The organism is Pseudoxanthomonas sp. G3, assembly GCF_057654715.1.
On the sequence record NZ_CM172805.1, the window covers coordinates 2,912,655 to 2,925,994 of the forward strand.

Genomic DNA, 13,340 nt, shown 5'->3' on the forward strand with positions numbered 1-13,340 from the left:
AAGGGTACCGCAGCGCACCATGCCCCGCCACGCCACCGGTTAGCATGAGGGGGTCGAAACCGGGGATCCCAGATGAACAGAACTTTCCTTGCCCTCGCCGTGGCCGTCTGCGGGCTGTCCGCCAGTACGACCGCCCTTGCGGCCGAACCCGCCGCGACCACCACGCTGGCGCTGCACTGCGACCGGGTCTTCGATGCCCGCAGCGGCAAGATCCTGGGCGAGCACACCGTGCTGGTGCGCGACGGCCGTATCGCCGAGGTCATCCCCGGCCGTGCCAAGCTGGCCGATGCCGAATCGATCGTCCTGGCCGACCATACCTGCACACCGGGCTGGACCGACCTGCACGTGCACCTGGATGGCGAGTCCAGCCCGCAGAGCTATTCGGAAGGCTTCCGCCTGGACCCGGTCGATTTCGCCTACCGCTCGGTCGGTTACGCCGAAAAGACGCTGATGGCGGGCTTCACCAGCGTGCGCGACCTGGGGGGCGACGTTACCCTGCACCTGCGCGATGCGGTGAACCAGGGCGCCGTGAAGGGCCCGCGCATCTTCGCTGCCGGCATCTCGATCGCCACCACGGGCGGCCATGCCGACCCCACCAACGGCTTCAACACGCACCTGGCGCACCTGATGGGCCCGCCCGGCCCGACCGAAGGCGTCATCAACTCCATCGACGACGCCCGCCAGGCCGTACGCCAGCGCTACAAGGATGGCAGCGACGTCATCAAGATCACCGCCACCGGCGGCGTGCTGAGCTACGCCAAGTCCGGTGACGCGCCGCAGTTCACCGTCGAGGAAGTGAAGGCCATCGTCGATACCGCCCGCGACTATGGATTCCGCGTGGCGGCGCACGCGCACGGCAAGGAGGGCATGAAGCGCGCCATCCTCGGTGGCGTGACCAGCATCGAGCACGGCACCTACATGGACGACGAGGTGATGCGACTGATGAAGCAGCACGGTACCTGGTACGTACCGACGATCTCGGCCGGCCGGTTCGTCGCCGAGAAGGCGAAGATCGATGGCTACTTCCCGGCGGTGGTGCGCCCGAAGGCCGAACGCATCGGCGCACTGATCCAGCAGACGGCGGGCGTGGCCTACCGCAACGGCGTGAAGATCGCCTTCGGCACGGACATGGGCGTGGGTCCGCACGGCGACAACGCGCGCGAATTCCTCTACATGGTCGAAGCCGGCATGCCGGCAGCTTACGCCCTGCAGGCGGCGACCATCCGCGCGGCGGAAGTGCTCGGCGTGGACGACCAGGGCGTGATCGAAGCCGGCAAGCGTGCGGACATCGTGGCCGTGCCGGGCAATCCGGTGGAGGACATCAACGCCGTGTTGAAGGTGGATTTCGTGATGAAGGACGGCAAGGTCTATCGCCGTCCGTGATCGACCATGGTGCCTGGCGGACTAGCTCCGCCGGGCCGCCACGCACAGCCACAGCAGCCAGGCGGCATAGCCCAGCCGCTGCGCGATGCCGGCCGGCATCAGGGCGACCGCGACCAAGGCACTGAACAACACGATCGCGGCCGCCACGCCGCTTGCGATCACTGCCGGACGCCACCCACGGCGTCCGCGCATCCCGAAAGCAAACAAGACCGCACCCGGCACGAACGCCACCCACCACAGCAACCATGCCGTCGCGTGCAGGCTGCTGGCATCGTTGTGCAGGTCATCGGGATCCAGCGGCAGCACGCCCAGACCGACGAAACCGAGCGCGGATAACAGCAGGAACTGCGCGCCCACGCGCGCGGCCCAGCCTGCATCGGCCGGCAGCCGATGCCGCAGGTCCAGCGCGACCACCGCAGCCAGCAGCCCCGTCAGGACGAAGCCCAGCAGATTGAAGCCCAGGGCGTGCGGCACGCCTCTCGCGCCCAGCACCGCGACCGGATGCCAGACCTGCGAGTAACCCGACAGTGTCATGCCGAATCCCACCACGGCCGCGATGAAGGCGATGGCGGCGAGCGCGCCCGTCAGGGGCAGGAGTCGGGTCAGGCGGGAGATCATGCGGGCTCGCGACGTTGAAACGATACGGGCAGACCGTGCTGGCCTGCCCGTTCGGTGACGCATCTTAACGCCGGCGCGTCATTCCTTCTCCCAGCCGGTCCGACCGCCCTGCGTCGTGGCCTGGTTATCCTTCAGGTAGTCGAGCGCGAGCGAGGCGCTGCGCACGAGCATGCTGTTGTCGGCGGCGCCGAACGTCCACGCGCCGGTCATGCCCTTCGCATGCTGGTAGAACTCGGGTTCGGCGATCACCTGACCCGTGGCCTGGTCGGTGAGTTTCATCTTCACCAGGATGCGCGAACTGCCGGCGAAGGCGCCCGCCCAGAACCGCGCGCCGCCGCTGATGAAGCGGATCTTCTCGATGCGGGGCTCGATCACCAGCGTGCGCACCGACGCGTGCGTCGCAGGTGCCGCGTTGCGTTCCGCCACCCATGCGCCGACGCGCTCATCCAGATTGCGCTGGAACGAGGCCAGCGCCTCCTGGTTGGCCTTGTGCCCGGCGTAAGTGTCGGACAGCGTGGCCGGCTTGAGCTCATAGCGATCGAACGCAGCCAGCGCCTCCGCCGGAGGCGGATTCACCTCCGCCGAGGCTTGGATCTCGTCCTTCGCCAGCGCATGGCCGCTGAAGGCCCCCGCGAGCAACATGCCCAGCACAAAACGACGTAAGTGCATCCCCGCCTCCCTTCCTGTCAATGACGCGGCGGATGCCGCCGCCGGACCTTAACAAAGCCCGATCAGCGACGCCCCCTGCCGGAAGTGCCTGCGGGCGGGGTCGATCCGGGCGGGCCGCGAACCGTGCCCGTCACCGCCGCGATCAAGAGCCACGTGCCGGCCGCGTCCGTGATACCGATGTCAACGCGTGCTGCCCTCACCTTGTATCCTGTCCGCCGCGCCACCATCTGGAGGCGATTCCCCGTAGCCACGAACCTGCCCGATGAGCGAGCTGCCCCACGTTTTCGACGCCACCACCGAGACCTTCGAGGCCGAGGTCCTGCGCAAGTCGCTGGAGGTGCCCGTCCTGGTGGATTTCTGGGCGACGTGGTGCGGCCCCTGCAAGACGCTGGGGCCTATTCTCGAAAAGCTCGCCGCGGAGTACCACGGCGCGTTCGTGCTGGCCAAGGTGGACGTGGACAAGGAGCAGCAGATCGCCGCAGCCTTCCAGATCCGCTCGGTGCCGACGGTGTTCCTGGTGAAGGGGGGACAGCTGGTCGACGGCTTCCCCGGCGCCTTGCCTGAGGGCCAGTTGCGCGAGTTCCTCGCCTCGCACGGCATCGTGCCGGCCGAGGGCGCGCCCGTTGAAGAGGCGCCGGCGCCGCTGGATCCGCAGGCCCAGGTCGCCGCCCTGCGCGAGGCGATCAGCGCCGAACCCGACAAGGACGAGCTCAAGCTCGACCTGGTCCTCGCCCTGCTGAAGACCGGCGAGGCACCCGAGGCCGAGCGCCTGCTGGACGCGCTGCCGGCCAACCTGGCCACCGACGATCGCGCCGTCAAGGCGCGCGCCCGGCTGGGCTTCGCCGCCGCCCTGAAGGACGCGCCCGCGCCCGAGGCTCTGCGCGTGGCCGTCCAGGCCAACCCGGACGACCTGCGCGCACGCCACCTGCTGGGCGTGCATGCCCTGGTGGCCGGGGATTCGGAGCAGGCGCTGGAACAGTTCCTGGAGATGCTCAAGCGCGACCGCGCCTACGAGGACGGGCTCGCGCGGAAAAGTCTCATCGACGCTTTCCGGGTGATCGAGGACGAGGCCCTGGTCGGCCAGTACCGCAGGAAGATGTCCTCGCTGCTGTTCTGATTGCCGAAGCCTTCCCTACCTGGCCCCACTCGCACGCGCAGTACCCATGAAAGCCAACACCCTGCGGCACATCTTCAATATCTGGCCGCCCTTCCTGTTCAGCGGCGTCCACGTCACCGAGATGTCCGACGACTGGAGTTTCGCGCGCGTCGAGCTGCGCATGCGCCCGTGGAACCGCAACTACGTGGGTACCCACTTCGGCGGCAGCCTGTTCTCGATGACCGATCCGTTCTGGATGATCCTGGCCAAGGAACGCCTGGGCAGCGCCTATTACGTCTGGGACAAGGCCGCGGAGATCGAGTTCGTGAAGCCCGGCAAGGGCACGCTGCATGCCGAGTTCCGCCTGGACGACCGCGTGCTGGACGAGATCCGCGCCGAAGCGGCCAGCGGCCAGAAACACCTCCGCTGGCTGCCGGCGGACGTCTTCAACGCCCAGAACGAAGTAGTGGCGCGCGTACGCAAGCAGATCTATGTGCGGCTGAAGCCCGAGGCACGCACGAGGGCGGCCTGAGTCCTAGCGCTCTTCGCCCGCCATCCAGGCAGGCACGGGGAGTCGCCATGCGTCGCCTTGGTCCGGGCGTCGCTCGTACATGGGTATCTCCAGCGTGGCGCCCTCGACGGTGATGTCGCGCGCCGCGCTCTTGAACGCATCGGGCCGTGAACGCAGCCGCTCCACCAACGGCCGCGTATCGTTCGCCGCCCGGGCGCGCAACCACAACCAGGTCGCTACCGCCTTCTGCCGCATCCCTGCGTCCTGCAGACGCAGCGCATAGTCGGCATACGCCGGCGCCTGGATGCTGACCAGCGTGCACCCGATGGCGTTGGCGATACAGGCGAACGAGAGGCGCGAGGGCGGCGCTGGCAGCGGGACGGGAAGATCCGCAGCAATGGCCGCGTCGACTTCCTTTCCGCAGTACCACTCGAAATTCCGAGTCCCACGTGCGACGGTCTTGTCCACGTCGAGGAAAAGCGATGTGAGCAGTTTCCTGCGCTCATCTCCGCCTGTGAGGGCGCGATAGGCGTCGGTGGACCACCTGCCCTCAGCCCGGAGCGTTGGACAGATGGCCTGGACATGCATCTCGTCCACGCGGAACGCCTGATGGCAGATCGCCGGCAAAGGATGATCCGGCGGCAGTTCGGACAGCATGCCCACGAACAACGCGGCGCTGCCCTTTTGCAAGGCAGCGCCGATCATCGATGCGATCAGGCTGTCTCCGCTGGCGATCAGCTTGCGGGACAGGGAAGCATCGCGGCATACGCCCTCCAGGGCAGCATCCACGTCACCGACCGAGAACCGCTGCGCGTGCAGGGTAAGGTCGTGGATCAGTGGTTGGAAAGGCGGTAGCGCCGCATCCATTCGCGGAGGCAACGGGTTGAGGAAATAGTCGTACGCATCAAGCGCAGCCACCTTCGCGGCGGTCCGCTGTTGTACTTCCGCCACCGAAGCGTAAACGGCGGGATCGCTTCGTACTTTTGCCAGGCACGCTGCTTCCTGCAAGCCGCAGAAAGCGTCTGCTTTCCCCGAAACCGCAGGCAACGTGGGGAACCGCTGGAGGACGCTGACGCTGGCTTGCGACTCGCTCTCTCCGCGCACAGAGGGTACGGCCGCCGTCCTGCTGGCTTCCTGTGCGAGCAACGCTTCGGCTTGCGAGGCATCGACATCGTGCGTCAGGGACCACAGGGCGGCAAAGCCGTTCCGGCCCTCCAGCACCGGCAGTGCCTCGATCCTGGCCAGCGCCGCGACCTCGTCCTTCGGGATCGGCAGTGCGCGACTGACCACGTACAGTAGCGCGACCAAGGCCACCAGCCCGAACACGGCCGCGCCAAACCCTTTCAACAACTTTCCCATTCCCTGTCCCCCATCGTCCTGTCGTTGACTATAGCCGTTGCCGTTCCCCAGCCTACAATAGGCGTATGCCCCCCGATCATCCCCCGCACCGCGCCTCGGTGCAGAAGCTTTTCATCACCGGCCTGCTGACCCTGCTGCCCATCTGGCTGACGTGGGTGGTCATCAAGTTCGTGTTCGTCCTGCTTTCGGACATCAGCAAGCCGTGGGTGGAGCCGCTGTCGCATCGGATCGCGGCGACGTTCCCGCAGTCGCTGGGCTGGTTCAACGGCCTATGGGTGCAGAACACCATCGCGATGGTCGCCACGCTGTTCGTCATCCTCGCGGTGGGCGCGCTCACGCGTCGCGTCGTCGGCCAACGGCTGCTGAGCTGGTTCGAAGCGCTGATCGCCCGCGTGCCGCTGGCCAACGTCATCTACACCAGCGCGCGGAAGCTGCTCGACATGCTGGAAACCAAGCCCGGCAGCACGCAGCGCGTGGTGCTGATCGACTTCCCGCACCGGGACATGAAATCGGTTGGGCTGGTGACGCGCGTGATCCGCGAGGAAGGCAGCGGGCGCGAACTGGCGGCGGTCTATGTGCCCACCACGCCCAATCCGACCTCGGGCTACCTGGAAATCGTGCCGGTGGAGCTGCTGACCCCGACCGACTGGACCGTGGACCAGGCTATGAGCTTCATCATCTCCGGTGGCGCCGTGGCGCCGGATGCCATGCCATTCACCCGCGCCGGGGACCGCTGAGCCATGACCACGCCGCGCACCCTGGATGATCGTGCGGTCCGTCTCTTCATCGTGCTGGCGGCGGTGTTCTGCGCCAACGCGGTGCTGGCCGAGTTCATCGGCGTCAAGATCTTCGCGCTGGAGGACACGCTCGGCATCGCGCCGCTGGAATGGAACCTGTTCGGCCAGACCGGTTCGCTGAGCTTCACCGCGGGCACGCTGCTGTGGCCGTTCGTGTTCATCCTGACGGACACCATCAACGAGTTCTTCGGCAAGCGCGGCGTGCGCTTCATCTCGTGGTTGGCGGTGGCGCTGATCGTTTACGGCTTCCTGTTCGCCTTCGCCGCCATTGCGCTGGCGCCGGCCGGTTGGTGGGTCGGAGCCGCCCAGGCGCAGGGCGTGCCGGATTACCAGAAAGCGTTCGCTGCGATCTTCGGCCAGGGCATGTGGACGATCGCCGGCTCCGTCGTGGCGTTCCTCGTGGGCCAGTTGATCGACGTCTCCGTTTTCCACCGCATTCGCGAAGCCACAGGCGAACGCTGGGTATGGCTGCGCGCGACCGGCTCCACCGCGATCTCGCAACTGGTGGACAGCTTCGTGGTGATCTACATCGCCTTCGTGCTGGGGCCGCAGAAATGGCCCACGTCGCTATTTCTGGCCGTGAGCACGGTGAACTACGCTTACAAGATGCTGGCGGCGATCGCGCTGATCCCGCTGCTGTACCTCATGCGCCACGGCATCCGCCTCTACCTGGGCCGCGCGCGCGAGCAGGCCTTGCGCGAGGAAGCGTCGACAGACTGACCCCGCGGGTGCGTCAGGCTGCTGGCATTCCGTTCCACTCGGGGATGGCAATGACGAAGGCATGGGTACTGGGAGCGATGCTGATGGCGATGGGCGAAGCGGGCGCGACATCGCGCGATGCCACGATCGACGGGTGGATGCGCGACTACGGCGGCGACGCGCCGGGCGCTTCGGTGCTGGTGCTGGAGGACGGAGAGGCCGCGCTCGAACGCAGCTACGGCATGGCCGAACGCGAGACGGGACGCGCCGCCACGTCGGATACCCGCTACCGCTTGGCCTCCATCACCAAACAATTCACCGCGACGTGCGTGCTCTTGCTGGTGGAGGACGGAACCGTCGCACTGGACGATTCCGTGCAGAAGTGGCTGCCCACGCTGCCGGAGGCCACCCGTGCGGTGACCTTGAGGCATCTCTTGAGCCACACCTCGGGTTTGGTCGACTACGAGGATCTGGTACCCGAAGGCCAGACCCAGCAGGTGCGCGATGCCGACGTGCTGCGCCTGCTGGAGCGAGAGAATCGCCTGTACTTTGCGCCTGGAACTGCGTATCGCTACAGCAACAGCGGTTATGCGTTGCTGGCCCTGGTGGTCGAACGTGCGTCCGGCACGCGGTTCGCTGATTTCCTGCGCACGCCGGTATTCACACCGCTCGGCATGCACGGCACGCTTGCGCGCGAAGACGGTGGACCGGCCGTCGACGCGCGCGCCTACGGCTACAGCCTGGTCGAAGGACGTTGGCAACGGACGGACCAGAGCACGACCAGCGCAGTGTTGGGCGATGGCGGCATCTATTCGTCGCTACGCGACCTCGCGCGCTGGGATGCCGCATGGTACGACGATCGCTTGCTGTCTTCCGCATCTCGCGCCCTGGCAGTGCACCCGGCCACCACGACCGACGAGGCGGATGTCGCGCACTACGGCTTGGGATGGCGATTGCAGGGGCGCATGCAGTGGCATTCGGGCGAGAGCATCGGCTTCCGCAACGTGATGCTGCGCTTTCCGGACAGGCGCCTCACCGTCATCGTGCTGACCAATCGCAACGGGCCGGAGCCCTATCCGTTGGCACGACGGATCGCCGCCCTGTGGGGTACAACGCCCTGACTTGGGACGGGGTGCACGATCAGGGCTAATGTGACGTGAGAAAGGCCGTTCGCCGGCCAGCCGTCCGCAACGTTTCTTCTATAATTGTGACCGACGCAACACTTTTGTGACAGCGGGGGACAGCAATGCAGAGGGAGGCGATTCGATGGGCGGGGTGGCGCGGGTGGGGCCTGCTGTTGCTCCTTGCGCTGGTGTGCCCGGCGAAGGCGCAGGACTGGTCGTATCGCGTTCGACCGGGCGATACGCTCTGGGATGTCGCGGGCGAATACCTCGCGCCTTCCGTGCCGTGGCAACGCCTGCAGGAACACAACCGCGTCGCCAACCCTTACCAGCTCGCCCCCGGCAGCACATTGCGCATCCCCGTGCAGTGGCTGCACCGCCAGCCTGCGCGCGCGAAGGTCATCGCCGTGCGCGGTGAAGCGCGGGCGCAACGTCAGGCCGGCCAGGCCACGCCGGTCACGGCCGGCATGTCGCTCGGCACTGGCGCGGTGGTGACGACCTCGCCCGAGGCCACGCTCAGCCTGCAGTTCGCCGACGGTTCGCGTCTGCTGCTGCTCGGCGACAGCGAGTTGCTGCTGGAGCGGCTGACGCGCCTGGGACGATCCGGCATCGCCGATACGCGCCTGCGCCTGCAGCGCGGCCGCATCGGCAATGACGTGCGCCACCTGCGCGGGCCTGCGGCGAACTTCATCGTCGATACGCCTAGCGCTTCGTCCGCCGTGCGGGGCACGCGCTTCCGCGTCGAGGCACATGCCACCGGCACGCATACCGAGGTGCTGGAGGGGCGCGTGGCGGTCAGCGCCGGCGCGCGCAGCGCCCTCATACAGCGCGGCTACGGCACTGCGGTGGCGCTCGACCAGCACGCGGTGACACCGGTGGCCCTGTTGCCTGCCCCCGACCTGTCCGGTCACCTGCCGCCCCCGCAGGTGACGCGGGCACCTCTGGCCTGGCGGGCCGTGCCGGGCGCTCGCCAGTACCGCGTCCAGATCAGCGAGCACCCGCGTTTCGACAGCCTGCAGGTGGATGCCCAAGTCGATGCACCCGGTTACACGCTGCCGCCGCTTGAGGAAGGCCGTTACCACGTGCGCGTACGCGCCATCGATGCACAGGGGCTGGAGGGTCGCGATGCGGTCGCGCAGCTGCAGGTCGACGGGCTGCTGCCGCCGCCGTACTCCATCTCGCCGGTCGCCGCCGGCGTGGTGCGCGAAGCCAACGTCGCATTGAGCTGGACCCAGGCGCCGGGCGCGGTGGCCTACGACTACGAAGTAGCCGACGCCGCAGGCTTCGCCCAGCCGGTCGCGCAGGCCCGCGTGAAGGATGGCACCTCGGTCGCGTTGCCCAGCTTGCCGCCGGGCGACTACACCTGGCGAATTCGCAGTGTGGACCGCGCGGGCACGACGGGGCCGTTCGGCGACGCCATCGCCTTCACCCTGCGTCCCCTGGCCGAGGTCACCGCCATCGACGGCAGCGCCGCCGAAGCAGGCGATACCCGGCAGGTGACGTTCCGCTGGCCCGCCGGCCAGCCGGGGCAGCGCTATCGCTTCCAGATGTCGCGGACGGCCGATTTCAGCGTACTCGCGGTGGATCAGACCGTCGACGAAGCGGAAATCACCCTGCCCCGCCTGCGCAGCGGCACCTGGTATCTGCGCGCCCAGACCATCGACGTCGACGGCTTCGAAGGCCCGTTCCCCCGTCCCCAGGTGGTCGAAGTGCCATGCCGCCTCTGCAGGATTGGCGCTGGGGCGGGGGCGTTGCTCATACTGCTCGCCCTGTGAGCACCCCTGCGCCCCTGCCCAAATGGAAACCCCGCCTGCTGACCGCGGTGGGGGCGGCGGCGCTCGCCGTGCTGGTGACGCTGTCGGGGCTGACCACGGCACCGGACGCCTGGGTCTACGACAGGCTGGTGCGTGGCACGGCGCCTGAGCCGGACCCGCGCATCGTCGTCGTCGATATCGACCAGAAGAGCTTGGCGGAACTCGGCCGCTGGCCGTGGTCGCGCCGGGTGCATGCACAGTTGGTCGAGCGCCTGCGGCTGGCGGAGACGAAGGGCATCGCCTTCAATATCCTGCTCTCGGAGCCCGCGCTCTTCGATCCCGAAGGTGACGCCCTGCTGGCGCGCGCGATCGGTCGCAGCGGCCGCGTGGTACTGCCGGTGCTCGCCGAACCCGTCCAGCGCAACGGCGCCAGCGTGGAGTTGATGCCGATCCCGGAGTTCGCCGCCTCGGCCGCCTCGCTGGGCCACGCGGAAATGGTGCTCGACGAAGACGGCGTGGCGCGCAGCGTCTACCTCCGTGCCGGCCTGGGCTCCCCGCACTGGCCTGCCCTGGCGCTGGCCCTGTTGCAGCTCGACCAGCCCAACGGCGGTGCGCCGGAACTGCCGGGCCGGCGCTTGGTGACCACGGACGTCCCCGCACCGGCGCACGACGACTGGGTGAGGGACCACGAAGTACGCATCCCCTTCGCCTCGCCGCCGAACGGCTTCCGGCACGTGTCGTATACCGACGTGCTCAACCAGCGCATTCCGCCCGCAATGCTGCGGGGGAACTGGATCATCGTGGGCGTGAATGCCACCGGCATGGGCCAATACGCGCGCGCGCCCGGTCAGCCGCTCAATGCCGGCATGAGCGGAGCCGACTACCAGGCCAACCTGCTGAACATGCTGTTGAAGGAAGCGGCCATCACACCGATGGGCGAAGGCTGGCAAGCGCTGCTGTCCGCCCTGCTCGCCGCGCTGCCGTTGCTGCTGTCCGCCCTGCCCGGCCTGCGTCGCGTATGGCTGCCCACCGTCATGACGATGGTGGCCGCGTTGCTGCTGTCGGTGCTCATGCTGCGCTATGGCCATGCGTGGTTCTCGCCGGTGCCGGCGCTGCTCGTGCTGGCGCTCGGCGCGTCGTTGTGGATCTACCGGTTGCTGCGGCGTACCCACAAGCAGGCCCAATCCGACGCGCTGACCGGCCTGGCCAACCGCACGCGATTCGACCAGACCTTGGACCAGGAACTGCGCGTCGCCCGCCGCAGCGGCCAGCCGTTGTCGCTGCTGGTGATGGACATCGACCACTTCAAGCAACTCAACGACAGCCAGGGGCATACCGCGGGCGATGCCGCATTGAAGGCGTTGGGCCGCGTGCTGCGCAGCCGCGCGCGGCGTCCGCGCGATCTCGTCGCCCGGCTCGGCGGCGACGAGTTCGCGGTGCTGCTGCCGGAAACCTCGGCCCAGGCCGCCGCGACCATCGCCACGACCATCCACGTGGACCTCGCCAACCTCGGCCGCAAGCCGCACGGCGCGAACGCAGGCGCATCGCCGCCCTTTACCGCCAGCATCGGCATCCACACGTTCCAGTCGGGCGACGACCTCGGCCCCGAGGACGTGTTCGACCGCGCCGACGCCGCGCTCTACCGCGCGAAACAGACCGGCCGGAACCGCAGCTTCAGCCATACCGGCGAGCACGAGCCCGTCGGCGTGTCCGCCACGCGCAGCTGAAGCGCGGGACGCCTGCGCTAGACCTCCACGATCATTCCCGGCCGCGCCAGATCCACCGGCGCGCCGTGCCGCTCGCCGATCTCGCCCGCGAGCGCTTCGCGCGCCCTGTCCTCTCCATGCACCAGCACCAACGGTGGCGAGGGCTGGAAGTGCCCATACCACTCCATCAGGCCATGCTGGTCGGTGTGTGCGGAGAGTCCGCCGACGGTATGCCGCTGCGCATTGACGCGATAGTCGCGGCCGTGGATGCGAACCCAGGCCGCGCCATCGACCAGGCGCCTGCCCAGCGTGCCTTCGGCCTGGTAGCCGACGAACACGATGTGCGCATTGCGCCGTCCGACGTTGTAGCGCAGGTGGTGCTGGATGCGGCCGCCATTGGCCATGCCTGAGCCCGCGATGATGATCGCGCCGTTCTCGACCTGGTTGATCGCCATCGATTGCTGGGTGGTCTCGGCGACATGCAGGTTCGGCAGGCGGAAGGGATTGGGCGCCTGCGCCCATACCCGGCGCGCATCCTCGTCGAACAGGCCGTGGTGGCGCGCGTAGACGTTCACCACCTTGGCCGCCATCGGGCTGTCCAGGAAGATCCGCCAGCGCGCGAGTTTCCAGGCCTCCCAATGCCGCGCGAACCAGTACAGCAGCTCCTGCGTGCGGCCCACCGCGAACGCGGGAATGATCACGTTGCCGCGGTCGCGCCACGCGCGCTCGAAGATGTCGCCGAGTTCGCGCACGGTCTCGGGACGATCGCGATGGTTGCGGTCGCCGTAGGTCGATTCCATCAGCAGCAGGTCGGCCTGCCGCACCACGGCGGGATCGCGCAGGATCGGCGTGCCCTTCGGGCCGAGATCGCCGGAGAACACCAGCTTGCGGCCCTCGGCCCACAGCTCGACGATCGCCGAACCCAGGATATGGCCGGCATCGCGCAAGGCGATGTCCACGCCAGGCACGATCATCGTGCGCACGTCGTAGGGCAGCGGCTGCACCTGCCGCATCGCCTGTTGCACGTCTTCGGCGACGAACAGGGGTACGGCGGGCGGCTCGCCCTTGCGACGGTGACGATTGGCGCGTTCGGCCTCGGACTCGGAGAGCGATGCCGTATCCATCAGCATGATGGGCATCAGCTCGCCGCTGGCCTGCTGGGTGAAGATCGGCCCGCGAAACCCGCGCTTGACCAGCAACGGCACGCGCCCGATGTGATCGATGTGGGCATGGCTGAGGACGAGCGCGTCGAGCGTCGACGGGTCGAACGGGAACGACTCCGCGTTGCGGGCTTCCGCCTCGCGGCTGCCCTGGATCAACCCGCAATCCAGCAGCACGCGCTTGCCTGCCGCTTCGACCAGATGCATCGAGCCGGTGACCTCGCCGGCCGCGCCGTGGAAATGGACCTGCATGGGCTCGCCTCCTGTGTCCTGCGCCGAGTATGCCGCCTGACGAGGGGGGCAGAATCGGTCGCAACCGGCCTAGGGCGCGCGCGGGTCCGGATGCCATCGGTTTCCGGGCCCGTACCCATGACCTTCGACACACCTGCCCTCTCCCGGGCAGGCGTAGAGTCGCCGCACGCCCCCGCCCGGGGGTTCCTTTTTTCCATTGCCCTGCCCAGGGCCGG

General features: G+C 68.1%; 12 protein-coding genes. 8 read left to right on the top strand and 4 right to left on the bottom strand.

The annotated features are described in order from the left end of the window. The first annotated feature begins 72 nt into the window (after positions 1-72). Complete coding sequence (locus tag AC23D6_RS13910) at positions 73-1,383, top strand: amidohydrolase family protein (RefSeq protein ID WP_487749830.1); 1,311 nt, start codon at positions 73-75, stop codon at positions 1,381-1,383. A gap of 21 nt (positions 1,384-1,404) precedes the next feature. On the opposite strand, the gene AC23D6_RS13915 is transcribed toward AC23D6_RS13910, so the two are convergent. Continuing rightward, a complete protein-coding gene (locus AC23D6_RS13915; protein WP_487749831.1) occupies positions 1,405-2,001 on the bottom strand; it encodes a DUF998 domain-containing protein in 597 nt (198 codons plus the stop codon). 78 nt (positions 2,002-2,079) lie between these two features. Beyond that, positions 2,080-2,670, bottom strand: coding sequence for a hypothetical protein (locus AC23D6_RS13920; RefSeq protein WP_487749832.1), 591 nt, complete (start codon positions 2,668-2,670; stop codon positions 2,080-2,082). 262 nt (positions 2,671-2,932) lie between these two features. Here AC23D6_RS13920 and trxA point away from each other — a divergent pair, with 262 nt between their 5' ends. Together trxA and AC23D6_RS13930 are read left to right on the top strand one after the other, a co-directional pair. Next, a complete protein-coding gene (gene trxA, locus AC23D6_RS13925) occupies positions 2,933-3,787 on the top strand; it encodes a thioredoxin (RefSeq protein ID WP_487749833.1) in 855 nt (284 codons plus the stop codon). 46 nt (positions 3,788-3,833) lie between these two features. Continuing rightward, complete coding sequence (locus AC23D6_RS13930; protein ID WP_487749834.1) at positions 3,834-4,298, top strand: DUF4442 domain-containing protein; 465 nt, start codon at positions 3,834-3,836, stop codon at positions 4,296-4,298. 3 nt (positions 4,299-4,301) lie between these two features. Here AC23D6_RS13930 and AC23D6_RS13935 read toward each other — a convergent pair whose 3' ends face one another. Further along, entirely contained in the window at positions 4,302-5,636 is a 1,335-nt protein-coding gene (locus tag AC23D6_RS13935) for a hypothetical protein (RefSeq protein WP_487749835.1), read from the bottom strand. Positions 5,637-5,701: 65 nt separating this feature from the next. Here AC23D6_RS13935 and AC23D6_RS13940 point away from each other — a divergent pair, with 65 nt between their 5' ends. From AC23D6_RS13940 to AC23D6_RS13960, 5 genes are all read left to right on the top strand, one after another. Continuing rightward, entirely contained in the window at positions 5,702-6,373 is a 672-nt protein-coding gene (locus AC23D6_RS13940; RefSeq protein WP_487749836.1) for a DUF502 domain-containing protein, read from the top strand. Positions 6,374-6,376: 3 nt separating this feature from the next. Beyond that, entirely contained in the window at positions 6,377-7,153 is a 777-nt protein-coding gene (locus AC23D6_RS13945; RefSeq protein ID WP_487749837.1) for a queuosine precursor transporter, read from the top strand. 50 nt (positions 7,154-7,203) lie between these two features. Then, on the top strand, positions 7,204-8,253 hold the full coding sequence (locus AC23D6_RS13950) for a serine hydrolase domain-containing protein (protein ID WP_487749838.1): 1,050 nt from the start codon (positions 7,204-7,206) through the stop codon (positions 8,251-8,253). A gap of 125 nt (positions 8,254-8,378) precedes the next feature. Then, complete coding sequence (locus tag AC23D6_RS13955; RefSeq protein WP_487749839.1) at positions 8,379-10,028, top strand: FecR family protein; 1,650 nt, start codon at positions 8,379-8,381, stop codon at positions 10,026-10,028. Further along, positions 10,025-11,734, top strand: coding sequence for a CHASE2 domain-containing protein (locus AC23D6_RS13960; protein WP_487749840.1), 1,710 nt, complete (start codon positions 10,025-10,027; stop codon positions 11,732-11,734). Before AC23D6_RS13955 ends, AC23D6_RS13960 begins: the two co-directional genes overlap by 4 nt. A 17-nt stretch (positions 11,735-11,751) precedes the next feature. Here AC23D6_RS13960 and AC23D6_RS13965 read toward each other — a convergent pair whose 3' ends face one another. Continuing rightward, positions 11,752-13,125: an MBL fold metallo-hydrolase RNA specificity domain-containing protein gene (locus tag AC23D6_RS13965; protein WP_487749841.1), complete on the bottom strand. Its 1,374-nt coding sequence runs from the start codon at positions 13,123-13,125 to the stop codon at positions 11,752-11,754. Positions 13,126-13,340: the final 215 nt, after the last annotated feature.

Bases quoted from the DNA above. Each gene is read 5' to 3' on its own strand.
- AC23D6_RS13945 (WP_487749837.1), top strand. From the start codon at position 6,377: ATGACCACGCCGCGCACCCTGGATGATCGTGCGGTCCGTCTCTTCATC.
- AC23D6_RS13910 (WP_487749830.1), top strand. From the start codon at position 73: ATGAACAGAACTTTCCTTGCCCTCGCCGTGGCCGTCTGCGGGCTGTCC.
- AC23D6_RS13955 (WP_487749839.1), top strand. From the start codon at position 8,379: ATGCAGAGGGAGGCGATTCGATGGGCGGGGTGGCGCGGGTGGGGCCTG.
- AC23D6_RS13935 (WP_487749835.1), bottom strand. From the start codon at position 5,636: ATGGGAAAGTTGTTGAAAGGGTTTGGCGCGGCCGTGTTCGGGCTGGTG.
- trxA (WP_487749833.1), top strand. From the start codon at position 2,933: ATGAGCGAGCTGCCCCACGTTTTCGACGCCACCACCGAGACCTTCGAG.
- AC23D6_RS13920 (WP_487749832.1), bottom strand. From the start codon at position 2,670: ATGCACTTACGTCGTTTTGTGCTGGGCATGTTGCTCGCGGGGGCCTTC.
- AC23D6_RS13965 (WP_487749841.1), bottom strand. From the start codon at position 13,125: ATGCAGGTCCATTTCCACGGCGCGGCCGGCGAGGTCACCGGCTCGATG.
- AC23D6_RS13950 (WP_487749838.1), top strand. From the start codon at position 7,204: ATGACGAAGGCATGGGTACTGGGAGCGATGCTGATGGCGATGGGCGAA.
- AC23D6_RS13915 (WP_487749831.1), bottom strand. From the start codon at position 2,001: ATGATCTCCCGCCTGACCCGACTCCTGCCCCTGACGGGCGCGCTCGCC.
- AC23D6_RS13940 (WP_487749836.1), top strand. From the start codon at position 5,702: ATGCCCCCCGATCATCCCCCGCACCGCGCCTCGGTGCAGAAGCTTTTC.
- AC23D6_RS13930 (WP_487749834.1), top strand. From the start codon at position 3,834: ATGAAAGCCAACACCCTGCGGCACATCTTCAATATCTGGCCGCCCTTC.